This window comes from Streptococcus ovis DSM 16829 (assembly GCF_000380125.1).
Lineage (GTDB): Bacteria > Bacillota > Bacilli > Lactobacillales > Streptococcaceae > Streptococcus > Streptococcus ovis.
The window spans coordinates 40,640-65,736 of sequence record NZ_KB904584.1; the positions used below are offsets into that span (position 1 = coordinate 40,640).

21 protein-coding genes are annotated in these 25,097 nt (G+C 41.0%); 18 read left to right on the plus strand and 3 right to left on the minus strand.

Annotated elements, in window-relative coordinates; all coding sequences use genetic code 11:
- Positions 1-63: 63 nt before the first annotated feature.
- The 9 genes from groL (at position 64) to A3I9_RS0111505 (ending at position 13,923) form a co-directional block, all read left to right on the plus strand.
- Positions 64-1,686, plus strand: a complete 1,623-nt coding sequence (gene groL, locus A3I9_RS0111460; RefSeq protein ID WP_018379165.1) for a chaperonin GroEL — start codon at positions 64-66, stop codon at positions 1,684-1,686.
- 447 nt (positions 1,687-2,133) lie between these two features.
- Entirely contained in the window at positions 2,134-2,547 is a 414-nt protein-coding gene (gene rpsL, locus A3I9_RS0111470) for a 30S ribosomal protein S12 (protein WP_018379166.1), read from the plus strand.
- Positions 2,548-2,564: 17 nt separating this feature from the next.
- Positions 2,565-3,035, plus strand: coding sequence for a 30S ribosomal protein S7 (rpsG, locus tag A3I9_RS0111475; protein WP_018379167.1), 471 nt, complete (start codon positions 2,565-2,567; stop codon positions 3,033-3,035).
- A gap of 516 nt (positions 3,036-3,551) precedes the next feature.
- Positions 3,552-5,633, plus strand: a complete 2,082-nt coding sequence (fusA, locus tag A3I9_RS0111480; protein ID WP_018379168.1) for an elongation factor G — start codon at positions 3,552-3,554, stop codon at positions 5,631-5,633.
- A 379-nt stretch (positions 5,634-6,012) separates the two neighbouring features.
- Positions 6,013-9,402: an EndoS/ChiA family endoglycosidase gene (locus A3I9_RS0111485; protein WP_156809205.1), complete on the plus strand. Its 3,390-nt coding sequence runs from the start codon at positions 6,013-6,015 to the stop codon at positions 9,400-9,402.
- A 594-nt stretch (positions 9,403-9,996) separates the two neighbouring features.
- A complete protein-coding gene (gene gap / locus A3I9_RS0111490; RefSeq protein ID WP_018379170.1) occupies positions 9,997-11,007 on the plus strand; it encodes a type I glyceraldehyde-3-phosphate dehydrogenase in 1,011 nt (336 codons plus the stop codon).
- A gap of 140 nt (positions 11,008-11,147) precedes the next feature.
- Positions 11,148-11,837 carry a GntR family transcriptional regulator gene (locus A3I9_RS0111495; protein WP_018379171.1) on the plus strand — a complete coding sequence of 230 codons (690 nt, stop codon included), beginning with the start codon at positions 11,148-11,150 and terminating at the stop codon, positions 11,835-11,837.
- A 34-nt stretch (positions 11,838-11,871) separates the two neighbouring features.
- Entirely contained in the window at positions 11,872-13,068 is a 1,197-nt protein-coding gene (locus tag A3I9_RS0111500) for an iron-containing alcohol dehydrogenase (RefSeq protein ID WP_018379172.1), read from the plus strand.
- 12 nt (positions 13,069-13,080) lie between these two features.
- Complete coding sequence (locus A3I9_RS0111505) at positions 13,081-13,923, plus strand: aldo/keto reductase (protein WP_018379173.1); 843 nt, start codon at positions 13,081-13,083, stop codon at positions 13,921-13,923.
- Between the two features lie 98 nt (positions 13,924-14,021).
- Here the strand turns inward: A3I9_RS0111505 and A3I9_RS0111510 are convergent, their stop codons facing one another.
- Positions 14,022-14,573: a TetR/AcrR family transcriptional regulator gene (locus A3I9_RS0111510; RefSeq protein ID WP_018379174.1), complete on the minus strand. Its 552-nt coding sequence runs from the start codon at positions 14,571-14,573 to the stop codon at positions 14,022-14,024.
- A 156-nt stretch (positions 14,574-14,729) separates the two neighbouring features.
- Between A3I9_RS0111510 and A3I9_RS0111515 the strand changes: the two genes are divergently transcribed.
- The 5 genes from A3I9_RS0111515 to glnA all read left to right on the plus strand — a co-directional run bounded on the left by A3I9_RS0111515 (position 14,730) and on the right by glnA (position 20,670).
- Complete coding sequence (locus A3I9_RS0111515; RefSeq protein ID WP_018379175.1) at positions 14,730-16,607, plus strand: heavy metal translocating P-type ATPase; 1,878 nt, start codon at positions 14,730-14,732, stop codon at positions 16,605-16,607.
- Positions 16,608-16,682: 75 nt separating this feature from the next.
- A complete protein-coding gene (locus A3I9_RS0111520) occupies positions 16,683-17,879 on the plus strand; it encodes a phosphoglycerate kinase (RefSeq protein WP_018379176.1) in 1,197 nt (398 codons plus the stop codon).
- 462 nt (positions 17,880-18,341) lie between these two features.
- Positions 18,342-18,857 carry an FUSC family protein gene (locus A3I9_RS0111525; RefSeq protein WP_026217458.1) on the plus strand — a complete coding sequence of 172 codons (516 nt, stop codon included), beginning with the start codon at positions 18,342-18,344 and terminating at the stop codon, positions 18,855-18,857.
- Positions 18,858-18,931: 74 nt separating this feature from the next.
- Positions 18,932-19,294 (plus strand): MerR family transcriptional regulator, encoded by a 363-nt coding sequence (locus tag A3I9_RS0111530; protein ID WP_018379178.1) that lies wholly within the window; start codon positions 18,932-18,934, stop codon positions 19,292-19,294.
- A 32-nt stretch (positions 19,295-19,326) separates the two neighbouring features.
- Positions 19,327-20,670, plus strand: a complete 1,344-nt coding sequence (glnA, locus tag A3I9_RS0111535) for a type I glutamate--ammonia ligase (RefSeq protein WP_018379179.1) — start codon at positions 19,327-19,329, stop codon at positions 20,668-20,670.
- A gap of 43 nt (positions 20,671-20,713) precedes the next feature.
- Here the strand turns inward: glnA and rnjA are convergent, their stop codons facing one another.
- Together rnjA and A3I9_RS0111545 are read right to left on the minus strand one after the other, a co-directional pair.
- Positions 20,714-22,393, minus strand: a complete 1,680-nt coding sequence (gene rnjA, locus A3I9_RS0111540; RefSeq protein ID WP_018379180.1) for a ribonuclease J1 — start codon at positions 22,391-22,393, stop codon at positions 20,714-20,716.
- 3 nt (positions 22,394-22,396) lie between these two features.
- Complete coding sequence (locus A3I9_RS0111545; protein WP_018379181.1) at positions 22,397-22,627, minus strand: DNA-dependent RNA polymerase subunit epsilon; 231 nt, start codon at positions 22,625-22,627, stop codon at positions 22,397-22,399.
- Between the two features lie 29 nt (positions 22,628-22,656).
- Between A3I9_RS0111545 and A3I9_RS0111550 the strand changes: the two genes are divergently transcribed.
- The 4 genes from A3I9_RS0111550 (at position 22,657) to A3I9_RS0111565 (ending at position 25,093) form a co-directional block, all read left to right on the plus strand.
- The gene (locus A3I9_RS0111550; RefSeq protein WP_018379182.1) at positions 22,657-22,854 is read left to right on the plus strand and encodes a hypothetical protein; all 198 of its coding nucleotides are present in this window, start codon (positions 22,657-22,659) and stop codon (positions 22,852-22,854) included.
- An 82-nt stretch (positions 22,855-22,936) separates the two neighbouring features.
- Positions 22,937-23,626: a tRNA (adenosine(37)-N6)-threonylcarbamoyltransferase complex dimerization subunit type 1 TsaB gene (tsaB, locus tag A3I9_RS0111555; protein ID WP_018379183.1), complete on the plus strand. Its 690-nt coding sequence runs from the start codon at positions 22,937-22,939 to the stop codon at positions 23,624-23,626.
- A gap of 1 nt (position 23,627) precedes the next feature.
- A complete protein-coding gene (rimI, locus tag A3I9_RS0111560; RefSeq protein WP_425423182.1) occupies positions 23,628-24,047 on the plus strand; it encodes a ribosomal protein S18-alanine N-acetyltransferase in 420 nt (139 codons plus the stop codon).
- Between the two features lie 2 nt (positions 24,048-24,049).
- Complete coding sequence (locus A3I9_RS0111565; RefSeq protein ID WP_018379185.1) at positions 24,050-25,093, plus strand: TIGR00341 family protein; 1,044 nt, start codon at positions 24,050-24,052, stop codon at positions 25,091-25,093.
- Positions 25,094-25,097: the final 4 nt, after the last annotated feature.

Consider the following 25,097-nt stretch of genomic DNA (forward strand, 5'->3'; position numbering starts at 1 on the left):
CAAGGCTCCTGTGTCAGACTCCTAATTTTCTGTTCAATTACGGGCGGTCTTGGTATCATTATTATGGCAAAAGAAATTAAATTTTCAGCAGATGCGCGTGAAGCGATGGTGCGTGGTGTCGATATTTTAGCAGACACAGTGAAAGTAACATTAGGTCCAAAGGGCCGCAATGTGGTTTTAGAAAAATCCTTTGGTTCACCCCTTATTACCAACGACGGTGTAACCATTGCCAAAGAAATCGAATTGGAAGACCATTTTGAAAATATGGGAGCAAAACTCGTTTCAGAAGTGGCTTCAAAAACCAATGATATCGCTGGTGACGGAACAACGACTGCAACAGTCTTAACACAGGCGATTGTCCGTGAAGGCTTGAAAAACGTGACGGCTGGTGCTAACCCAATCGGCATCCGTCGTGGGATTGAAACAGCGGTTGCGATAGCAGTTGAAGAATTGAAAGCTATCGCACAACCAGTGGCCAACAAAGAAGCTATTGCGCAAGTTGCTGCTGTATCATCACGATCTGAAAAAGTGGGAGAGTACATCTCAGAAGCCATGGAACGTGTGGGCAAAGATGGTGTCATTACTATTGAAGAATCCCGTGGAATGGAAACAGAACTGGAAGTGGTTGAAGGGATGCAATTTGACCGTGGCTACCTCTCACAATATATGGTAACAGACAATGAAAAGATGGTCGCAGATCTTGAGAATCCATTTATTTTGATTACAGATAAGAAGATTTCAAACATCCAAGATATTCTGCCATTATTAGAAGAAGTTCTCAAAACCAGTCGTCCGCTCTTAATCATCGCAGATGATGTGGATGGCGAAGCCCTTCCAACGCTTGTCTTGAACAAAATTCGTGGGACATTTAACGTGGTGGCTGTCAAAGCACCGGGCTTTGGCGATCGTCGTAAGGCTATGCTAGAGGATATTGCTGTTCTCACTGGCGGTACTGTCATCACAGAAGACCTCGGTCTTGAGCTCAAGGATGCAACAATGGCTGCGCTGGGTCAAGCTGCCAAAGTTTCTGTAGACAAAGACAGCACTGTTATCGTAGAAGGTGCAGGCTCTGCTGAAGCCATCACTAACCGTGTCAACCTTATCAAGTCGCAATTGGAAACGACAACGTCAGAATTTGACCGTGAAAAACTCCAAGAACGCTTGGCAAAATTAGCAGGTGGTGTAGCGGTGATTAAGGTCGGTGCAGCAACTGAAACCGAGTTGAAAGAAATGAAACTTCGCATCGAAGATGCCCTCAATGCGACACGTGCTGCGGTTGAAGAAGGAATCGTGGCTGGTGGTGGTACAGCGCTTGTTCAAGTGATTGAAACAGTTGCTGCGCTGGAACTTGAAGGGGATGACGCGACAGGACGCAACATTGTTCTCCGTGCCCTTGAAGAGCCAGTTCGTCAAATCGCAAGCAATGCAGGTTACGAAGGCTCAGTTGTTATTGACAAATTGAAAAACAGCGAAGCGGGTATTGGCTTTAATGCTGCTACTGGTGAATGGGTGAATATGGTGGAAACAGGAATCATTGATCCTGTCAAAGTGACACGTTCAGCTCTTCAAAATGCAGCATCTGTTGCTAGCCTCATCTTGACAACCGAAGCAGTTGTCGCTAACAAACCAGAACCAGCTGCTCCAGCAGCGCCAGCTATGGACCCAGGAATGATGGGTGGATTTTAAAAGAAAATCAAAGGAATGCTTGTGTGATGAGCATTCCTTTTTGAATCACTTGCAGGATGATTCAATCAATGTAGGGGTGAATTCGTAGGGAAGGTTCTTGATTTTTAGGTGTTTTTAGATAGATGGAATCAGCATGTTCGTAGAGTGATCCATTTTCCATAGTAGGTTCTCCCTTAATTTCCTATCTCAATTTAAGACTAGTTTTACTCCGAACTAGAACTTACTGTGAGATTTAACACTTACTTGAAATTACCCATGTAAAATAATTGGAGAAATCCGTTGACTTCAATGGTTAGATATGATATTATATTAGACGGTACTTTTTACTTTTGGTCTCTCAAAAGTGTACAGAGACGTGCTGACAAATGTTGCAAAAGTACACACGCGATAAGGGTTGTCACCAAACGCCTTATCAACCAAAAATAAAAAAATTACAGGAGAATGTAGATGCCTACAATTAACCAGTTGGTACGTAAACCACGTAAGTCTAAAGTAGAAAAATCTAAATCACCAGCTTTGAACGTTGGCTACAACAGCCGTAAAAAAGTTCAAACAAACGTGTCTTCACCTCAAAAACGTGGTGTTGCAACTCGTGTCGGAACAATGACACCTAAAAAACCTAACTCAGCCCTTCGTAAATTTGCTCGTGTACGTTTGAGCAACTTGATTGAAGTTACTGCCTACATCCCAGGTATCGGTCACAACTTGCAAGAACACAGTGTGGTATTGCTTCGTGGTGGACGTGTAAAAGACCTTCCAGGGGTACGTTACCATATCGTTCGTGGTGCACTTGATACTGCAGGTGTAACTGATCGTAAACAAGGCCGTTCTAAATACGGTACAAAACGTCCAAAAGGGTAAGAAGGGAGAGTAAATAAATGAGTCGTAAGAATCAAGCGCCAAAGCGCGAAGTATTGCCAGATCCATTGTATAACTCAAAATTGGTAACTCGTTTGATCAACCGTATTATGCTTGATGGAAAACGTGGTACTGCTGCAAGTATCGTTTACGGTGCTTTTGAACAAATCAAAGAAGCAACTGGTAACGAGCCACTTGAAGTATTTGAAACAGCAATGGAAAACATCATGCCTGTACTTGAAGTACGTGCACGCCGTGTTGGTGGTTCTAACTACCAAGTCCCAGTCGAAGTTCGTCCAGAACGTCGTACAACATTGGGTCTTCGTTGGTTGGTAACAATCTCACGTAATCGTGGTGAGCACACTATGGTAGATCGTCTTGCAAAAGAAATCATGGATGCTGCTAACAACACAGGTGCATCTGTTAAGAAACGTGAAGATACTCACCGTATGGCAGAAGCAAACCGTGCATTTGCACACTTCCGCTGGTAAGATAGGATATTTTAGCGTTAAACAAATGCTAGCCAAAATAGGGAAATTGACGCAGAAACTGTAGTTTCTAGGAAATTTTATCTTTTTGGCAGACATTTGTAGCTAAAATTCAACTAAGAACAAGATGTGAGGACGTCAAGAAAATTCTAGGAAAAATAGGAAAATTGACGACGAGTCTTCAGACTCTAGGAAGATTTATCTTTTTTCCAAAATTTTTAGTCCGAACTCAATTATTTAAGATACAGAGACGAAGAGAGTAAGGACAAAATAGGAAATGCGACGACGAAGCTTAGGCTTCTAGGAGATTTTATCTTTTTGTCAGTGACTTGTAGCTCAAGTTCAATTATCATAAGATACGAAGGCGTATAAAACGCATAGTGTTTGAAAATCTGTTACCGAGTATTTCGGAAACCAAATAAATAAAACTTAAGAACGGGTAGGTCCTGCCTATCCGTTTTTTCTAAAATAATGCTATAATGGATTATAAATAAAAAAATAATAGGAGAAACAAACCTCATGGCACGCGAATTTTCACTAGAAAAAACTCGTAATATCGGTATCATGGCTCACGTCGATGCTGGTAAAACAACAACAACTGAGCGTATCCTTTACTATACTGGTAAAATCCACAAAATTGGTGAAACTCACGAAGGTGCTTCACAAATGGACTGGATGGAGCAAGAACAAGAACGTGGTATCACCATTACATCTGCTGCAACAACAGCTCAATGGAAAGATACTCGTGTAAATATCATCGACACACCAGGACACGTGGACTTCACAATCGAAGTACAACGTTCACTTCGTGTATTGGATGGTGCTGTTACTGTCCTTGACTCACAATCAGGTGTTGAACCACAAACTGAAACAGTTTGGCGTCAAGCAACTGAGTACCGTGTACCACGTATCGTATTTGCCAACAAAATGGACAAAATCGGTGCAGACTTCCTTTACTCAGTGTCAACACTTCATGATCGTTTGCAAGCAAATGCTCATCCAATTCAATTGCCAATCGGTTCAGAAGATGACTTCCGTGGTATCATTGACTTGATCAAGATGAAAGCTGAAATCTATACGAACGACCTTGGTACAGATATTCTTGAAGAAGATATTCCAGCTGAATACCTTGAACAAGCAGAAGAATACCGTGAAAAATTGATCGAAGCAGTTGCTGAAACTGACGAAGATTTGATGATGAAATACCTTGAAGGTGAAGAAATCACAAATGAAGAATTGAAAGCTGGTATCCGTAAAGCGACTATCAACGTTGAATTCTTCCCAGTATTGTGTGGTTCAGCCTTCAAAAACAAAGGTGTTCAATTGATGCTTGATGCGGTTCTTGACTACCTTCCAAGCCCACTTGATATCCCTGCAATCAAAGGTATCAACCCAGATACAGACGAAGAAGAAACTCGTCCAGCATCTGATGAAGAGCCATTTGCAGCCCTTGCCTTCAAGATTATGACTGACCCATTCGTAGGTCGTTTGACATTCTTCCGTGTGTACTCAGGTGTTCTTAACTCAGGTTCATACGTATTGAATACATCTAAAGGGAAACGTGAACGTATCGGACGTATCCTTCAAATGCACGCCAACACTCGTAAAGAAATTGACGTAGTGTACTCAGGTGATATCGCCGCTGCGGTTGGTTTGAAAGATACAACAACAGGTGACTCATTGACAGATGAAAAAGCAAAAGTAATCCTTGAGTCTATCGAAGTTCCAGAACCAGTTATCCAATTGATGGTTGAGCCAAAATCAAAAGCTGACCAAGATAAGATGGGTGTTGCCCTTTCTAAATTGGCTGAAGAAGATCCAACATTCCGTGTTGAAACAAACGTTGAAACTGGTGAAACAGTTATCTCTGGTATGGGTGAGTTGCACTTGGATGTCCTTGTTGACCGTATGAAACGTGAATTCAAAGTTGAAGCCAACGTTGGTGCACCTCAAGTATCATACCGTGAAACATTCCGCGCTTCTACACAAGCACGTGGATTCTTTAAACGTCAATCTGGTGGTAAAGGTCAATTCGGTGATGTTTGGATTGAATTTACGCCAAATGAAGAAGGTAAAGGATTCGAATTTGAAAATGCTATCGTTGGTGGTGTAGTTCCACGTGAATTCGTACCAGCGGTTGAAAAAGGTTTGGTTGAGTCAATGGCAAACGGTGTCCTTGCTGGCTATCCAATCGTTGACGTGAAAGCAAAACTTTATGATGGTTCATACCACGATGTCGACTCATCTGAAACAGCCTTCAAGGTAGCAGCATCACTTGCCCTTAAAGAAGCAGCAAAAACAGCACAACCAACGATTCTTGAGCCAATGATGCTTGTAACTATCACAGCGCCTGAAGATAACTTGGGTGATGTTATGGGTCACGTAACAGCTCGTCGCGGACGTGTGGACGGTATGGAAGCTCGTGGTAATACACAAATCGTTCGTGCTTATGTACCGCTTGCTGAAATGTTCGGTTACGCAACTGTTCTTCGTTCTGCAACACAAGGTCGCGGTACCTTCATGATGGTATTTGACCACTACGAAGATGTACCAAAATCTGTACAAGATGAAATCATTAAGAAAAATGGTGGACAAGCTTAATTGTCCTAAGACACTCGCCAAGCGAGTGTCTTTTTTTATAGTTGCCAAAATATATAAATATATTGATTTATTCCTTTGACTATAGTGACTTGATAATCAAATTTTATATATAATTGGTTTAAAATACAACGAATTTCGGGTGTATCTATCGATTGAATATTACAATAATGTATTTATAATCTGTTTATGAGGAAAAAATGATTTGTTGTGATAATCTTCGAAAATTTTGATGAAAAACTTTTTATTTTATGCTAAAATATAAATCGGTTACAACCGAAGAAATAGTTATCATGATCAGGTATTGAGATAATCATTTAATTTAGAGATGAATAGAGAGTCGTGCTATATTAAAAAAATTACAAGTTAGAGGAGTCAATTTATGAGTCAGAAATGTTTAACGAAATATGTGATGAGAATCTGTATGGCATTGCTGGTAGTAACAGTTTCGCTTGCTCTTCCTCATCCTTTAGTTATTAGGGCTCAAGACAGCGAGGTTGTTCAAAATGAATCTGAACAAAGTCCAGAACAAATTGTTTTTGATATTCGTCAAGGATTAAGAGGGCCACTTTACGCAGGATATTATCGAACATGGCAAGATATAAAAGCAACTAAGAGTAAGGAAGCTGCGGAGGCAGATGAGCGACCTGAGACTGAGAATGAACACCTAGGGGGTGTTAATGACATGTCTAAGGTTCCAAGCGCAGTAGATATTCTTTTTGTGTTCGATAGTTATGTGCATGAGAATAGTCCATTTTGGGAGGCGTTAAGAAATCAATATGTTCCAACCTTACATCAAAATGGCACTGCCGTTGTTCAGACATTAGGAGTCAACTTCTTGAATGGAAAAGCTGGGATTTCTAAGAATCAAGAAGCATATCCAAATACAGTTGATGGGAATCGCCAGCTTGCAAAGGATATTGTGGAGACCTATGTTACAAAACGCGGATTAGATGGATTAGATATTGATGTTGAAGCGGATGATTATAATCTGGAAGCAAATAAAGCAGACGCAGATCGAGCACTAGACGTCTTTTTAGAAATTGCTAAATTAATTGGTAAAGCGGGAGATGATTCATCTAAATTATTGATGATTGACACAACTCTTTCTCCTGATAAAAACCCATTTTTCACACATTCCGCAGATAAAATAGATCTTCTCCTTCGTCAATATTACGGTTATCAACGAGGGAAAGATGGTTTTGAAACGATTGAGAAAGAGTGGTTGCAGTTTAAAAAATATATCAAACCTGAACAATTTATGATTGGTTTTTCCTTCTTTGAAGAAAATACTCCTATAGAAAAATTATGGTTTGATGTTGCGCAGGAAGATCCGAACAATCCGAACAAAGGAAAAGAGATTGAGGGGACTCGTGCTAAATCGTATGCTCAGTGGCAGCCTCAAATAGGGGGCATAAAAGGTGGAATTTTTGCTTATGCCATCGAACGTGATGGCGTTGCTCATCCACGAAAACAAGCTTATCATCCTGGGCACCCTTCTAATAAAAAAGTACCGACAGATTATACAGTATCAAAAGCACTGAAAGAGGTCATGCTTCAAGATAGTCGTAACCAATGCATAACTGATCAAGACATTCCAGATGCAGCCCTTCGTGCAGAAATCTTAAAACAAGTGGGTGGGGCTCAAGGAAATTTTGAATCATTTGATGGTGAATTACTGCTTGAGAATCCAGACATTCAGTCTCTTAAAGGACTAGAAAAATTTAAGCAACTTAAAAAACTTGTTATTAGTGGTTTGCCATCTATCACAGAGATTTCTGTGGATAATTTGCCGGCGAATTTAATTCGTCAAAAGGGTGAAGAAGATATAACTTTTGAAGTAAGAAATATGGAAAGATTGGAAACTATTAATCTGTCTGGTTTAAATCGACAAAAACTAGATGGACTTGATTTCAATAGTCTACCAGCATTGAAAACGATTAATATTTCCAATAATGCCTTTGATTTTTCAAATGGAAGCCAAGACTATAAGATTCTGAAAGATCTTTTGGCAAAACATGTGAACGTCATGTTTGAAAATCAGCGCCCGGAAGGGCATGCCGCAAAACGTTTTGGACCTTCAAGAGTATCATGGTCTATAAGTACGATTGAACAAAATCTTATAGACACATTCTTAAGAGGTGGGCAGACAATTAGTGGTAGATTACTGTTGAATGAGCATTCTTTTAATAAAATGAAGTTGGAAACGATAGAGAATCGCACATTCATAGATCCGAATTATACGTTTGCTCAATTCAAGTTTGATTATAGTCTGTACACTGTTGAAGTGACAAATCATAATCAAGTAAAATCCCAATCTAAAAGTTTAGTTCCTTCAGAAAATGCTACCTATCATTTAGTATTTAAAGACCCCACAGGACAAGAAGTTCAGTTTGAAGATGTGGAAACGGGGCAACAAACTCCCCAAGTAGTATTAACTGTTGGTCGAGGGGAAACTGTTTTAGAAAATTTGGCCTTGAATGCAACAGTTTTGCACCATACGAGTTGGGAGCCCACGAGTCCTCTCTTTGATGGTCAGTACAATCAAGGTGAAGGGTATCAAGTGCATCAGAATAATGCAGTTATATTCGAGTTAAAACAGCCAGGAGTTGCTAAGTATTGGAATCTTTACAGAAGTGGCTATCATGGTTCCAAAGGGCGACTTGGGGATGTGATTCAAGCGCATTTAAGTATTTTAAATGACGAAAAAGCCTATTACAACTTACTCTCAACCCCTAGTGCTGCATTAGACTATTTGAAGGACGAGGCGAATTGGCGACCAATAGCAAATTTTGAAAATAGTATAAGTGGAGATACAATTTCCTTACAGATAGATGTGCCAGAGACTCGTGTTTTTAAAGTATATTTTGGACAATCGTCTGATAATTTTGGATTCGAAAGTGCCGAGTTACAAATTGTAGGTCAAAAAAGGAATGTTGGACAAGTTGGTGCTAGTCCTAAATCAGTAGTAACTACCTCAGTTATGAAAGAAGAGACTACGACTACTCAGTCAATTCCCAAAACGTTACTGACTACCTCAGTTGAGAACCCTAAGACTACGGTTACTCAGTCAATTCCCAAAACGTTACCGACCACCTCAGTTGAGAAACCCAAGTCTGCAGTTACTCAGTCAAAATCCAAATCAGTAGTCCCTACTACCATCACGAAGCTAAAAACAATAGTAACAACTACGACCAAGTCTAATCCGAAATCAATCGTTACGACGATTACGAAATCAAACACAACTAGTAAATCGAAAATCACTGCCAAGCCAACAACAGTCAAGGGTACGCAGAGTCAGAAAACGGTGAAGGTTTCAAGTAAATCACAGAAAACTACTAAGCAAACTACTATGAAACCAGTATCACAATCTGGATTGAAAGCAGTTTATCGTCTTTACCATTCAGGACTTAAAGTGCACCTTTACACAGCGAATGTGAATGAGCGAAAGGTATTAAGTCAGCGTGGATGGAAGTACGAAGGAGTCTCTTGGAAGACTGAGACAGCTAAGGGGAATCTTGTCTATCGCCTCTACCACCCAGGCGTTAAATACCACTTTTATACCAAGGATGCCAATGAATACAAGGTATTAGGAAGTCGAGGTTGGAAACAAGAAGGCATTGCGTATCGCTCGCACGGTAGTGTCCCAATCTATCGTCTCTATCACTCGGGAATTAAGAAGCATCTTTATACGAGAGATGTTAATGAGCGCAATGTTCTCAGTAAACGTGGCTGGAAGTATGAGGGAATCGCTTGGTACAGTCAACCATAAATATGTAGAAATGACTTTCAGAAAAGAGTTCTCAAAACGTGAATAAAGTCCTTGAGAATCGGTTTCTAAGGATTTTAGGTGTCAGGAGTTTGTTATGAATAGGGTGAAGAAAACTGATCAGTTTTCTTCACTTTTCATAAAGAATAACCTGTTGTCATTGCGGTAGTACGGATTTTTGCCTCTAAACTAGTTGACGAATGGGATTTTTTGTCAGTGGACAATGTTCCAGTTCTCAAAGTGTTGTACTGAACCATTCTGTATAGTGCCCTGCGTATTGTTGAGGATAGTTTACTTGAAAAAACATTGTAAATCACAAAAATATTTTCACTTTCTTTTGAGAGGGTGTAAAGTGAAATCTATATTTTTATAACATGTACCATTTATAGGTGCTAAATTGTAGCAAATTAGTTAAGGAAACTTTTGATACGTATTATTGTGAAGAGGATGTTTTTAAACTTGCATTTTTTGCTAAATCGGTATATAATGGAAATGTTGAAAAGTGACGTGTGTATTTCCATGTTACGATTTTCACAAATGACTAAAAGGTTCGCCTTTTAAAAAATTTACTCGATTTTCATAAGGAGGAAATCATTAATGGTAGTTAAAGTTGGTATTAACGGTTTCGGTCGTATCGGTCGTCTTGCTTTCCGTCGTATCCAAAACGTTGAAGGTGTTGAAGTAACTCGTATTAACGACCTTACAGACCCTGCAATGCTTGCACACTTGTTGAAATATGACACAACTCAAGGTCGTTTTGACGGTACTGTTGAAGTTAAAGACGGTGGTTTTGAAGTTAACGGTAAATTCGTTAAAGTTTCTGCTGAAAAAGACCCTTCACAAATTGACTGGGCTACTGATGGTGTAGAAATCGTTCTTGAAGCAACTGGTTTCTTTGCATCTAAAGAAAAAGCTGAATTGCACATCCATGAAAATGGTGCGAAAAAAGTTGTAATCACAGCTCCTGGTGGAAATGCTGTTAAAACAATCGTTTACAACACTAACCATGACATTCTTGACGGTACTGAAACAGTTATCTCAGGTGCTTCATGTACTACAAACTGTTTGGCACCAATGGCAAAAGCTCTTCAAGACAACTTTGGTGTTGTTGAAGGTTTGATGACTACAATCCACGCTTACACTGGTGACCAAATGATTCTTGACGGTCCACACCGTGGTGGTGACCTTCGTCGTGCTCGTGCTGGTGCAGCAAACATCGTTCCTAACTCAACTGGTGCTGCAAAAGCTATCGGTTTGGTAATTCCAGAATTGAACGGTAAATTGGACGGATCTGCACAACGCGTTCCTACTCCAACAGGTTCAGTTACTGAATTGGTTGCAGTTCTTGAAAAGAACGTAACTGTTGAAGAAGTAAATGCTGCTATGAAAGCTGCTGCTAACGAATCTTACGGTTACACTGAAGATCCAATCGTATCCTCAGATATCGTAGGTATCTCATACGGTTCATTGTTCGATGCAACTCAAACTAAAGTTCTTGACGTTGATGGTAAACAATTGGTAAAAGTTGTTTCATGGTATGACAACGAAATGTCTTACACTTCACAACTTGTTCGTACTCTTGAGTACTTCGCAAAAATTGCTAAATAATCATTTTATATGATAGAAAAGAAGGGGGTTCCCCTTCTTTTTTTAAAAAATTTTTTCAATAAAAGTATAGTCTTTTAAAAACAAAATGATATAATAATGAAAAAGGAGGTGAGCGTATCGGTAAAGTAACACCAAAGTATTTGCAAATTTGTCAGGATCTTCGTCGTAAAATTAAAGAAGGTATCTATCCTATCAATGGCCGTTTGCCGGAAGGTGGTAGTCTTGCACAAGAATATGGGGTAAGCTTGATGACTTTAAAACGAGCCTTGGATGTTTTGGTAGCAGAAGGTTATATCATTCGGAGGCGAGGGGATGGCACTCTTGTTCGAGATTGGAAGAAACAACAATTGCCGCATCTTTATTCATTAAAGGGGACGTACTACGATTATAAGGAACGGGTTCGTTCAAAGGTCATTCGTTTTGAAATCAATCGGGCTTCTGAAGAAATTGCCGAAAAACTTAATGTGAATCCAGATGATTTTATATATGAAATTATTCGATTGCGTGAATTAGATGGACGGCCAATTATCATGGAGTATACCTATATGCCCATTGATGTGATACCAGGGTTGAAACAAGCTGATTTAGAGCATTCTATTTATGGCTATATCCAAGAAGAACTAGGGCGAAAGGTGCATAGTGCCTTTGTAAAAATTACAGGAGTCCGACCAAATGCTTTGGAAATAAAGTATATGTCGATGCTAGAAACAGATTTTCTGATGGAAGCTGAGAGAATTAGTAGTTTGGATAATTGCCAGACTTTTGAATATTCGATTGCGCACCACCTGCCAGAATTTTTTGATTTTGAAACTGTCTTATTTAATAATTAGGCAATGTTCAATGGTATTGTAGAAAGGAAAGAAAATGGAAAATTTTCGTTTGCAGATCCCGACGGATATTCGCTTCGGGAAAAATCGCTTAGCTGAGTTGCCAGAGGTTTTGGCGACTTATGGACGTCGTGTGTTGCTTGTGTATGGAGGCGGGTCTATTAAAGCATCTGGTTTGTATGACCAAGTAACGACCTTATTATCAGATAATGGGTTTGAAACAGTAGAATTGTCAGGTATTGAGCCTAATCCACGTATCGAATCGGTTCGTGAAGGGGTAAAACTCATTCGTGAAAACGAGTTAGATGTTATTTTAGCTGTCGGTGGTGGCTCGGTTGTGGACGCGAGCAAGGTGATTGCGGCTGCTGTGTACCATGATGGGGATGCTTGGGACTTGATTGAAGACCGAAGTTTAGTTGGTAAGGCTGTGCCAATTGTGGATATTTTGACCTTGGCTGCGACTGGTACAGAAATGAATCGCAATGCGGTTATTTCCAATCTTGCTATCAACGAAAAACGTGGAACGAGCGGCTGGGAATTGATCCCGAGGGCTTCATTCTTAGATCCAACCTTGACCTATACCGTTTCGAAATGGCAAACAGCAGCTGGTTCAGCAGATATGATGAGCCACCTCTTTGAGCAATATTTTGACAGGACTGACGGCGTAGACATGCAGGACCGTGTGGCGGAAGGTATTTTGAAAACTGTTATCCAGCATGCGCCTATTGCCATGAAAGATCCTGATAATTATACGTCACGGGCGAACTTGCTTTGGAGTTCGACATGGGCTTTGAATGGCTTGGTTGGTCAAGGTCGTGCGGGTGCTTGGACTTGTCATGCGATTGAGCATGAATTGTCAGCTTACTATGATATTACACACGGTGTAGGACTTGCTATTATTACACCACGCTGGATGAAGTACTGTCTGGATACAGATGTTACAACACATGCAAAATTCGCAACCTATGCACGCAATGTTTGGGGATTGACAGAAGGTTCTGATGAAGAATTGGCGAGACAAGCTGTGAAGAAAACCTATGATTTCTTCAAGCATGAATTGGAAATTCCAATGACCCTTCCTGAGGTTGGTATCGAAACTCAGGAATTAGTGGCAGAGATGAGTCAAAAAGCCATTGAACATGGGAAATTAACAGAAAATCGTTTTGTAAACTTGCAAGTGGAAGATGTAGAAGCTATCTTGACAGCATCTTTTGCAGAAATGACAGAATTTTAAACGGAGGAAGAAATGGAACATTATACATTACACAATGGCGTAAAGATTCCTAAGATCGGTTTTGGGACGTGGCAGATTCCTGATGGGGAAGAGGCTTATCACTCGGTAGCTCATGCCTTAAAAGCGGGCTATACGCATGTGGATACAGCGCAAATTTATGGAAATGAAGTGAGTGTCGGTAAGGCGATTGCGGACAGCGACTTGGCGCGTGAGGATATTTTCCTGACAACAAAGGTCTGGAATGACAAACACGATTATGAATTGGCTAAGGCTTCAATTGATGAATCTTTGCAAAAATTGGGTGTGGATTATGTAGACTTGCTCTTGATTCACTGGCCAAATCCAAAGGCTCTTCGCGAAAATGATGCTTGGAAAGCAGGAAATGCGGGAGCTTGGAAAGCAATGGAAGAAGCTTACAAAGAAGGTAAAGTGCGTGCTATCGGAGTATCTAACTTCATGATTCATCACTTGGAAGCTCTGCTTGAAACAGCCGAAATCAAGCCTCATGTCAATCAAATCTTGTTGGCACCTGGTTGTCCGCAGGAAGAAGTGACCGCCTTCTGCCGTGAACATGATATCTTGTTAGAAGCTTATAGTCCACTTGGCACTGGTAGTATCTTTGGGAATCCAGTGGCGCAAGAATTAGCAGAGAAATATGGAAAATCAGTGGCTCAAGTAGCCCTTCGTTGGTCTCTGCAAAAAGGTTTCTTACCACTTCCGAAATCAGTGACTCCAAAAAACATTGAAGCGAATCTAGAAATCTTTGACTTTGAATTGTCAGCTGATGATGTTGCTGCTTTGGATACAGTAGAAGGTGTAACAACTCAAAAAAATCCAGACGAAACGAATTTCTAATAAAATGTACATAAAAACGAACAAAGGATACTCTTTAAATATATAAGAGATAACTTTTGTTCGTTTTTTGTTTTATTGTTCAGAGTTTTCCCAGCCTCTTATGCAATCAAAGTTAAATAGTAGTCGCTAACTTCCTCTGCAGTCCGGTCTGGTGCTTCTTTAAGCCACCAATTGAGGCAACTTAAGAAGCAAGAGACGATATGTTCCTTGATGAGAGAATCGGGTAAATGAGATTGTACAAAATAATGGGACTGGATGACTGGTGTGAGATAGGTGTGTAATTGCTGACGCAAGCTCCGTAAAAAATAATCATCGTTGAGGCGGAAAAGGGTTAGTACTTTTTCGTCATTTGCCTTAAAATGATAGAAGAGGTGGGCAATTCGTTCATTGATGGTCCCAAGAGGCAAGTTAGAATGTTCTGGACGATGTTCGGAGTAGGAAGCATTTAAAAAAACATGCTCAAATAGGTGCTGGCAGATGGCGGTAAGCAGGTCATCCTTGCTGCTAAAGTGATTGTAAAAGGTGCTTCTGCCAATGTTGGCAGCCTCTATGATGTCCCCTACGCTGATTTGCTGAAAGGTTCGATCGTTTAACAAGTCGAAGAAGGCCTGAAAAATGGCTTCTTGTGTTTTTTCTGTACGTCTATCCATAGAATCTCCAAATTAGAGACAATTTTTCTCAATTGTCCAATAAGATACAAAGTGTATGATTTGTATCTGTGTTTTCAAAGCAATTTCTGTCATACTTATATTGTAAAAGAGAAAGCGTTTTTTGACAAGTCCTGCTGAAAATAGGAGGAAGGAAATATGAAACGATCTGAAATGAATCAGAGCCTCGTGATGACAGTGGCTTGTATTGTCTTGATTGTATTAGGGTTTATTGTTGAATTTCTTGGATTTGCGAATTTAGGAACTTTTGTGTTTATCCTTTCTCTATTGGCTGGTGGCTATCTATCAGTGAAAGAGGGGCTAAAAGAATTGTTAGTGGACCATCATTTAGATGTAGATATTTTGATGATTTTAGCAGCTTTAGGGGCTGGTTCGATTGGCTATTGGGAAGAAGGGGCTCTGCTAATTGGAATCTTTTCACTTTCTAATACACTAGAAGAATTTGCGACAGAAAAGAGTCGTCGTGCCATTAGTTCTCTCATGTCCTTGACCCCCGATGAGGCAAGAAGAATAGGGGAAAGTGGAGAGATTGAACTCGTAGCAACTGCTGATTTGAAAATTAGAGACCGAGTGCAAGTTCTGAAAGGAGAAGCAATTCCGATAGATGGCTTTCTTGATAGTCACTATGCCTTAGTCGACGAATCGATGATTACAGGGGAACCATTGCCAGTCGAAAAGAAAGTAGGAGATGAAGTTCATGGTGGGACTGTCAATCAAGGTGAAAGTATTCAGCTGACAGTCAGTGTGGAAAATCAGGATACCCTGTTTGCAAAAATTGTCCGAATGGTTGAAGAGGCGCAAAGTCGTCAAAGTCCGACTACTAGCTTGGTCAAGCGGATGGAAAATCAGTATGTCAAGGCTGTTTTGATAGTCGTGCCCCTGTTTATTTTGGGGATGCACTTTATTGGAGGCTGGGATTGGCAGACAGCATTTTATCGGGGGATGATTTTACTAACAGTGGCTTCGCCCTGTGCTTTACTTGCTTCTTCTGCTCCAGCAACCTTATCAGCCATCAGTCGCGCTGCCCGAATGGGAATGATTGTCAAAGGGGGCGATACTGCTGAAAACGTGGGACAACTAAAAGCGATTGTTTTTGATAAGACGGGAACATTGACAGTGGGTCATCCAGAAGTCGTGGATGCCTACGTATTAGAAAATACAGAGGCCACTCTACTTGGGAGAATGGTTGTCACAGCAGAAGGGCAGTCTACTCATCCTATTTCTCAAGCATTACTTCAACATTATGAAGGGCAAGAGTCTCTTTCTCTCGATCGTTTAGAAGATGTGACTGGAAAGGGCTTGAATGTCCATTATGCTGGTGAAGAATGGCGGATTGGGAAGAAAGATTATATTCTGGAAGGGATGGAAGTCGGTTTTTCTTCTGAGGTCTGGGATTATATCAACCGACGCGAAGAACAAGGAAATACGCTGGTATATGTTAGTAGAAGCGGAGAACTTCAAGCAATTTATGCCTTGGCAGACCAATTGAAAGCAGAAAGTCAGATAACGATTGCACAATTGAAAGCGCTGGGATTGCAGACGATCATGCTGACTGGCGATCAAGAGAAAACCGCCCACTTTTTAGCACAGGAATTAGGAATGGACGAGGTAGTGGCAAATTGTTTGCCAGCAGACAAGGTTCAGCACATTCAACAGTTACAAGAAAGGTACGGAAAGGTTGGAATGGTCGGAGATGGCATCAATGATGCACCAGCTCTAGCTCTTGCAGATATTGGTTTTGCAGTTAGTACAGGCAGTGATATTGCCATTGGGAATGCTGATGTAGTACTGGTGGATGATTTGAACCGTTTGAGTTTTGCGATTGGCTTATCTAGAAAATTACGAACCATTATTGTGGAAAATATCATTTTTGCCTTTTCGGTGATTCTTCTTCTAGTTTTGAGTAATTTGTTTCAGAGAGTCACGCTTCCATTGGGAGTTGTGGGGCATGAAGGCTCGACTATCTTAGTCATTTTAAATGGTCTTCGTTTACTTCGTTACAATTATCACAAATAACGCAAAATGTTTAGAAATTTACAGGAAAATGTGCTATAATGAGAAAGATAAAAAATTTTTAAGGAGTTTAACCAAATGGCTAAATTGACTGTTAAAGACGTAGAACTTAAAGGTAAAAAAGTTCTTGTCCGTGTTGACTTTAACGTGCCTTTGAAAGACGGCGTTATTACAAATGACAACCGTATCTCTGCGGCACTTCCAACAATCAAATACATCATCGAACAAGGTGGTCGTGCAATCCTCTTCTCACACCTTGGACGTGTGAAAGAAGAAGCGGATAAAGCTGGTAAATCACTTGCGCCAGTAGCTGCTGATTTGGCTGCTAAATTGGGCCAAGAGGTTGCCTTCCCAGGAGTAACTCGTGGTGCTGAATTGGAAGCAGCTATCAATGCTCTTGAAGATGGTCAAGTTCTTTTGGTGGAAAACACTCGTTTTGAAGATGTTGACGGCAAAAAAGAATCTAAAAATGATCCTGAGCTTGGTAAATACTGGGCATCACTTGGAGATGGTATCTTCGTAAATGATGCTTTCGGTACAGCTCACCGTGCGCACGCATCTAACGTTGGTATCTCAGCAAATGTTGAAAAAGCTGTTGCTGGTTTCCTTCTTGAAAACGAAATTGCTTACATCCAAGAAGCTGTTGAAACTCCAGAACGCCCATTCGTAGCGATCCTTGGTGGTTCAAAAGTTTCTGATAAAATCGGTGTTATCGAAAACTTGCTTGAAAAAGCAGATAAAGTCCTTATCGGTGGTGGTATGACTTACACCTTCTACAAAGCACAAGGTATCGAAATCGGGAACTCACTTGTAGAAGAAGACAAATTGGATGTTGCTAAAGAATTGCTTGAAAAAGCAAATGGCAAATTGATCTTGCCAGTTGACTCAAAAGAAGCAAACGCCTTTGCTGGTTACGATGTTGTTCGTGACACTGAAGGCGAAGCAGTTTCTGAAGGTTTCCTTGGTCTTGACATCGGTCCTAAATCAATCGCTAAATTTGACGAAGCCTTGACTGGTGCGAAAACAGTTGTATGGAACGGTCCTATGGGTGTCTTTGAAAACCCAGACTTCCAAGCTGGTACAATCGGTGTGATGGATGCTATCGTGAAACAACCAGGCGTGAAATCAATCATCGGTGGTGGAGACTCAGCAGCAGCTGCTATCAATCTTGGCCGTGCAGACAAATTCTCATGGATTAGTACGGGCGGAGGCGCAAGCATGGAACTCTTAGAAGGTAAAGTGTTACCAGGTTTGGCTGCTTTGACTGATAAATAATTCTTTACTTTTGTAAGGAAGGCTAGAAAAGAGGCGAGAGCCTCTTTTCTGTGCTCTGCCTAGATTTTCTGCGACGTGAAACGAGCTTAGAAAATCAGGCAAGGCATAAAGTGTTACCAGGTTTGGCTGCATTGACAGAAAAATAGGCGGTAAGTCAGCTAAAACTATCTGGGAGATAGTTTTAGGTTGGAAATAGAAGAAGCGAAGCTTCTGTCAAAAATGATTTCGTAGATTGTCACTTTGATTTTATTAGGTGACAACTTCAAATAGTCCACTGGACTAATTGAAACCCACAAGGCTGATTAGGCTGGTTGCGAGTAAACTACCAATCAGCTGCTGCGATTGAACTATTGAAGTCTAGAAACGATGTCGAAAGGCATCGTTTTTTGCAATAGATGATTAGTTTGTGTGATTCCTTCTTCAAACTCTTTCTTTTCTACAAAATCATGTTACAATAAAGGTATGTTCATAAAAAAGCGTTTTGATCCTGAGAAGTTTAAGCTTGGCATGCGGACAGTGAAGTCTAGCCTTGCAGTGTTCTTAGTAATATTATTGTTTGGTATATTGAGATGGGAAGGCACGAATATTGCAGCTTTATCCGCCGTCTTTAGCTTGCGGGAGGATTTTGATAAGAGCTTGCATTTTGGCACTTCACGCATCCTAGGAAATTCTATTGGCGGTGTCTATGCCTTAATTTTCTTTTTACTGAGCCAGTTTTTTGATGGTCATTTTTTGGTGACCCTGTTTGTGGTACCCATCTGTGTGATGCTGACAATCATGACAAATGTTGCTATGGACAATAAGGCGGGAATTATTGGTGGGGTGGCTGCTATGTTGATTATCACCTTGTCGATTCCTGCGGGTGAGACGGTACAGTATGTTTTCGCCCGTGTCTTCGAAACATTTGTCGGAGTTTTTATTGCGATTTTGGTAAATTATGATGTAGATAAACTGAAAAAATATTGGAAACACGAATGATGTTAGAAAATCTCACATAAAATCTTGACGATTGGCGTGAATTGACCTATAATGGTAGGCAGAAAGGAGTTTTCGTGAGAGAAAAAGAATTAAGACGGTCATTAGCAGTCTTTCCAATTGGAAGTGTTATGAAACTGACAGATTTGACAGCACGGCAGATTCGTTATTACGAAGAGCAGGGGTTGATTCATCCTGATCGCAATGAAGGCAATCGCCGTATGTATTCCTTAAACGATATGGATTGTTTATTGGATATCAAAGATTATATTGCGGATGGGTATAATATTGCGGCAATTAAACGTGAGTACCAAGCCAAGGAATTGGCGCGGCAACAAACCTTGTCAGACAGTCAAGTTCGACAAATTCTACACGATGAACTTTCAAATGTTGGAGGCTTTAATCCCGCTCCAACTGGTTTTCAATCATTTCGGATATAAATCCATCTTGGTTTCAAAAAAAGGAGAAATACATGTCTATCACAGCAGCGGATATCCGTCGCGAAATTCAGGAAAAGAACGTTACTTTTTTGCGTTTGATGTTTACAGATATTTTGGGGACTTTGAAAAACGTTGAGATCCCAGCAACCCAAGAGCAGGTGGATAAGGTCCTGTCAAATAAGGCAATGTTTGATGGTTCTTCTATCGAAGGATTTGTGCGAATCAATGAATCAGATATGTACCTTTATCCAGACTTGGATACATGGACAGTCTTTCCTTGGGGTGATGAAAATGGTGCAGTTGCAGGTTTGATTTGTGATATCTATACAGCTGAAGGAAAGCCTTTTGCTGGGGACCCTCGTGGTAATTTGAAGAAAGCGCTCCGTCATATGGAAAGTGTTGGGTACAAATCCTTTAACCTTGGTCCAGAACCAGAGTTCTTCCTCTTTAAAATGGATGAGCAAGGTAATCCAACCCTAGAAGTGAATGACAAAGGCGGCTATTTTGATTTGGCACCGACAGACTTAGCCGACAATACTCGTCGTGAGATTGTGAATGTATTGACTCAAATGGGGTTTGAGGTTGAGGCAAGCCACCACGAATGTGCGGTTGGGCAGCACGAGATCGACTTTAAATATGCAGATGTACTGAAAGCCTGTGACAAAATTCAAATCTTCAAGTTGGTTGTAAAGACAATTGCACGAAAACATGGTCTTTATGCCACCTTCATGGCGAAACCGAAATATGGTATTGCTGGGTCAGGGATGCACTGCAATATGTCCCTCTTCACTGAGGAAGGGAATGCCTTCTATCACCCAGAAGATCCGCGTGGCATGCAGTTATCAGAAGATGCCTACTATTTCTTGGGTGGCTTGATGAAGCATGCTTACAGTTACACAGCTATTACGAATCCTACGGTCAATTCCTATAAGCGCTTAGTACCAGGCTTTGAAGCACCAGTTTATGTAGCTTGGGCTGGTCGAAATCGTTCACCATTGATTCGGGTACCAGCTTCTCGTGGTATGGGAACGCGCTTAGAGTTGCGCTCTGTGGACCCAATGGCGAATCCGTATTTGGCCTTGGCAGTCTTGTTGGAATCTGGTTTGGATGGGATTGAAAATAAAATCGAAGCCCCAGCTCCAGTGGAAACAAATATTTACGCAATGACAGCCGAAGAACGTGTAGAAGCAGGAATTATTGACCTCCCATCTACACTTCATAATGCCTTAAAAGCTTTGCAAAGTGATCCTGTTGTACGCGCTGCCTTGGGAGAACATATTTATACGAACTTCCTTGAAGCAAAACGTATTGAGTGGGCAAGCTATGCTACATTTGTATCCCAATGGGAAATCGATAACTACCTAGATTTGTATTAAAAGTAAAAGGACTGAGGAAAATTTCCTCGGTCCTTTTGTCCTTTTAATTATCTGGTGTCAGAATCATTGGAATGATGATAGGTTCACGTTCAGTCTTTTCATATAGGAAAGGTCGAAGCGCATTTACAATGGCACCATTGACAGTCTGAATATTGGCATCCTTGTTCTTTAAGGCAATACGAATCGCATTGAAGAGGATGTGTTGGCTCTCGCGAATGAGATCTCCTGATTCACGCATATAGATGAAACCGCGACTGAGAATATCTGGTCCGGCTAAAATCATCTGTGATTTAAAGTCAACAGTCGCAACAGCTAGAACAACGCCATCTTCTGATAGGTCTCTGCGGTCTTTGAGAACAGCTGCACCGACTTCACCGATACGGTTTCCGTCAACGTAGATGTCCTGAGCGTTAAAGTGCCCAGAAATGCGGGCAGAGTCTTTGGTAAGTGCCAGAACATCTCCGTTTTCCATGATAAAGATGTTTTCTTTAGGCACTCCAGTATCCACAGCAAGCCCAGCATGAATCTTCTGCATCCGGTATTCACCATGGACAGGCATGAAGTATTTCGGTTTGATAAGGCGGAGCATGAGTTTTTGTTCTTGTTGGCCACCGTGTCCAGAAGTATGGATATTGTTTACCTTACCATGAATGACTTCTACCCCAGCTTCAATTAAAATGTTGATGAGCTTGTTGACCCCTGTTGTATTTCCTGGGATTGGACTAGAAGAGAAGATAACCGTGTCGCCTGGTTGGAGTTGAACCTGACGGTGTGTACCGTGTGCGATCCGTGAAAGAGCAGCCATCGGTTCCCCTTGACTTCCTGTACAGAGGATGAGAACTTCACCAGCTGGGTATTCTTTGATAGCATTTGGCTCGATAAAGGTGTCTTTTGGAACCTTGATATAGCCTAGCTCAATCCCATTGACAATAGCCTTTTCCATCGAGCGTCCAAAGACAGCAATTTTACGGCCTGTTTTTACAGCAGCCTCGGCCGCTTGTTGGAGACGGAAAATGTTAGATGCAAAGGATGCAAAGATAATCCGTCCGTGGATGCCTTCGATGATTTTCGTAATCGATTGACCGACTACTTTTTCCGAATTCGTAAAGGTTGGAACTTCGGCATTGGTAGAGTCAGAAAGAAGACAAAGAACGCCTTCTTCTCCTAAAGCTGCCATGCGGTGTAAGTCGGCAGGCTCACCCACAGGGGTAAAGTCAAACTTAAAGTCACCCGTACAGACAATTTTTCCTTGCGGCGTATCAATCACAATTCCTAATGGTTCAGGAATGGAGTGAGTGGTACGGAAAAAGCTAACTTTGAGGTGTTTGAAGGTTAATTCGGAATTGTGATGAATTTCATGAAGAGTTGCATCGCGCAAAAGGCCGTGCTCTTCCAATTTTCCTCGGATAAGGGCAAGAGCCAAGGGGCCTGCATAAATGGGAATATTGGCCTGTTTGAGGAGGAAAGGAATCCCACCGATATGGTCTTCGTGACCGTGGGTAATCACCAGTCCTTTGACGCGATCTAAATTGTCGACGATATAGGAGTAGTCTGGAATGACATAGTCAATTCCCAATAAATCATCTTCAGGGAATTTGATTCCGGCGTCCACAATGATGATTTCATCCTTGTATTCAATTCCGTAGGTATTTTTCCCGATTTCTCCCAAACCACCGATGGCGTAGACACCAACTTCTTGAGGTTTTAGATTGATAGAAGACATGGGTTAAAACTCCGTTAATTTGAAATCGGCATGAGTTTTTTCATACTCAAGGTGGTTATCGGACAAGCGTTCGATAAATTCGATGTTGTAGGGTGTGTTTTGTTCTACCAGTTGACGAACTAGGATGCGTCCTTGTAATTCATCTGCAGCTTCTACTTCTAAATAAAGTGAGTGTGTTTGCTCACGACGTGGCGTCCGGTCTTTTGTGTCTTGATAAAATACTTTGTAAATCATATTTTTCCTTTCTTTTGCATGAAACAACTATGAAAAAGTGGCAAACAGGTCTTTCCTATTTGCTTTTTTCTATGAAATTGTATGGAGTTGTTGTGTTCTTTTTAAAACGTTACAATTATGTATATTATACCATAAAAGGGAAACTTGGTGAAAGGAAATGCTGGGAAAATGTAAAAAAGGCTGGTTTTCAAGAATTTTCAAGAATTATTGAAAAGAGCAGCGATTGAATTGATGGTTTAAGGGACGGTATTTGAAAAAATAAGCAAGATAGCTTACAATAAGATGAAGAAGAGACAGAGGGATGAAAAGATGAAAGTATTAGCGATGGATACATCCAGTCAGGCGTTGTCAGTTGCTTTATTAGACGGAGAACGATTGGTCGCAGAAGTCACCTTGAATGTCAAGAAAAATCATAGTATGAGTCTGATGCCGGCGATTGATTTTTTGGTGAAATCCGTTGGTTGGACGCCAGCTGATTTGGAAAGAATTGTGGTCGCAGAAGGCCCAGGCTCGTATACGGGTCTGCGTGTGGCTGTGGCGACTGGAAAAACCTTGGCCTATGCCTTAAAGATTGATCTAGTAGGAGTTTCCAGTCTTTATGCTTTAGCTAGTGGTCAAGATTTTGATGGACTGGTGGTGCCCTTGATGGATGCCCGTAGGAATCATGTGTATGCTGGTTTTTATGTAAATGGCAGAGCTGTACAGACCGATCAACATGTAGCATTTGCACAAGTATTGGAGCGAGTGGCGAATGAGGAAAAGGTGACTTTTGTCGGTGAAGTAGAAGCCTTTCGTAGTCAAATAGAAGAAAAGTTACCAGCTGCTCGTATGGTCGCAACCTTGCCATCTGCTTATGCTATTGGATGTTTGGGGCAGACCTTACCGGCGGTAGATGTAGATGCCTTTGTTCCTCAATATCTAAAACGGGTAGAAGCAGAAGAAAATTGGTTGAAAAATCATGCAACAGGTGATGAAACAAACTATGTCAAAAGGGTCTAAAATGGAAACTGCAAGACAGATTTGGGATCTTCTCTCAGATGTTTATGAGCCATCCCCTTGGACGCTTGAACAGATTGAATCAGATTTGGCTCAGGAGTCAACGGATTATTTTTATTTGTTTAACCAGCAGGAAATGGTTGGCTTTTTAGCGATTCAGGACCTAGCAGGTGAATTGGAAATCACCAATATTGCCGTTAAGAAGGCTTTTCAAGGTCGAGGGGTTGCGAGTAGATTATTAGAGAATCTTCAACATCGTCAAGAACCTATTTTCTTGGAAGTGCGAGACAGTAATCTGGCAGCGCGTGCGCTCTATCAAAAAAATGGTTTCCACGAAATCGGTAGGCGAAAACACTATTATCATAACCCTATAGAAGATGCAGTGCTGATGATGCGTTCAGAACAGGAGAAAGAGGATTTATAATCATGGCAAAAACGTATACAGCCAGTGAATTTTATAAAAAGGTCAATGATGACTTAGAATTTGATAAAAAGGATGCCGCTATTTTAGTTTGTGCCATTTTGATTGCTTGTATCGGTTTGAATATGAATTCAATCCCGACAGTGATTGGCGCTATGCTGATTTCACCTTTAATGACTCCGATTTTAGCCATTGGGATTAGTGGATCAGTTTACAGCCTACCACTTTTTAAAAAGGCATTGAAGATGCTTTCAATGGAGATTGGCGTGAGTCTGGGCATCTCTATCCTCTATTTTTGGTTGTCTCCTATTTCCTATGCTAGTGAGCAGATTATTGCGCGGACGAGCCCGACAGTGTGGGATGTCTTGATTGCTTTGATTGGTGGTCTCGCAGGGATTATTGGCGCTCAGAAAAAGGATGGGGGTAACATTATTCCAGGTGTAGCTATTGCGACAGCACTTATGCCGCCTTTATGCACGGTGGGATATGCGATTGCAGTTGGGCATATGGAGTACTTTTTGGGTTCTTCCTATCTTTTTCTTATCAATGTTGTTTTTATTATTCTATCAACGATTCTTGGTTTTTCGTGGACGGGACTGTCAAAACGAATTCGACAAGAGCGGCAAGCTACAAAAAAATATCAGATTTGGTTCAGTATGGCCTTATTTATTTTCATGTTGCCAAGTCTAGCATCGGCGGTTACCATGGTGAGAGATAGTTATCAGCGCCTCATGTTGAATCAGTTTGTCAATGAGACATTGGTCAATGTGACAGTGGTGAGTCGACAGTATGATGCTCCAACTAAGACTTTGAGTTTGGTAGTCTATGGTGATGAACCGGTTGAATCTAGTGTCCTAGAGGCTAAGTTACAAGATTATGGGCTGAGTGACATTCAACTGAATGTACAACAATTATCTAACAAAGAACAGCTGTCTACTGACGAATTACTGGCCATTTTAGAAGAAAAATTAACAAATCAAACGATTGAAGATCAGGTCAGTGAGAATGATACAAAGCAGAAGCATAAAGAAAATTCAGAGAAAGAATAGAAAA

Coding starts and splice junctions, on each gene's coding strand:
- groL (WP_018379165.1), top strand. CDS start 64: ATGGCAAAAGAAATTAAATTTTCAGCAGATGCGCGTGAAGCGATGGTG.
- rpsL (WP_018379166.1), top strand. CDS start 2,134: ATGCCTACAATTAACCAGTTGGTACGTAAACCACGTAAGTCTAAAGTA.
- rpsG (WP_018379167.1), top strand. CDS start 2,565: ATGAGTCGTAAGAATCAAGCGCCAAAGCGCGAAGTATTGCCAGATCCA.
- fusA (WP_018379168.1), top strand. CDS start 3,552: ATGGCACGCGAATTTTCACTAGAAAAAACTCGTAATATCGGTATCATG.
- A3I9_RS0111485 (WP_156809205.1), top strand. CDS start 6,013: ATGAGTCAGAAATGTTTAACGAAATATGTGATGAGAATCTGTATGGCA.
- gap (WP_018379170.1), top strand. CDS start 9,997: ATGGTAGTTAAAGTTGGTATTAACGGTTTCGGTCGTATCGGTCGTCTT.
- A3I9_RS0111500 (WP_018379172.1), top strand. CDS start 11,872: ATGGAAAATTTTCGTTTGCAGATCCCGACGGATATTCGCTTCGGGAAA.
- A3I9_RS0111505 (WP_018379173.1), top strand. CDS start 13,081: ATGGAACATTATACATTACACAATGGCGTAAAGATTCCTAAGATCGGT.
- A3I9_RS0111510 (WP_018379174.1), bottom strand. CDS start 14,573: ATGGATAGACGTACAGAAAAAACACAAGAAGCCATTTTTCAGGCCTTC.
- A3I9_RS0111515 (WP_018379175.1), top strand. CDS start 14,730: ATGAAACGATCTGAAATGAATCAGAGCCTCGTGATGACAGTGGCTTGT.
- A3I9_RS0111520 (WP_018379176.1), top strand. CDS start 16,683: ATGGCTAAATTGACTGTTAAAGACGTAGAACTTAAAGGTAAAAAAGTT.
- A3I9_RS0111525 (WP_026217458.1), top strand. CDS start 18,342: ATGTTCATAAAAAAGCGTTTTGATCCTGAGAAGTTTAAGCTTGGCATG.
- glnA (WP_018379179.1), top strand. CDS start 19,327: ATGTCTATCACAGCAGCGGATATCCGTCGCGAAATTCAGGAAAAGAAC.
- rnjA (WP_018379180.1), bottom strand. CDS start 22,393: ATGTCTTCTATCAATCTAAAACCTCAAGAAGTTGGTGTCTACGCCATC.
- A3I9_RS0111545 (WP_018379181.1), bottom strand. CDS start 22,627: ATGATTTACAAAGTATTTTATCAAGACACAAAAGACCGGACGCCACGT.
- A3I9_RS0111550 (WP_018379182.1), top strand. CDS start 22,657: ATGAAAAAGTGGCAAACAGGTCTTTCCTATTTGCTTTTTTCTATGAAA.
- tsaB (WP_018379183.1), top strand. CDS start 22,937: ATGAAAGTATTAGCGATGGATACATCCAGTCAGGCGTTGTCAGTTGCT.
- rimI (WP_425423182.1), top strand. CDS start 23,628: ATGGAAACTGCAAGACAGATTTGGGATCTTCTCTCAGATGTTTATGAG.
- A3I9_RS0111565 (WP_018379185.1), top strand. CDS start 24,050: ATGGCAAAAACGTATACAGCCAGTGAATTTTATAAAAAGGTCAATGAT.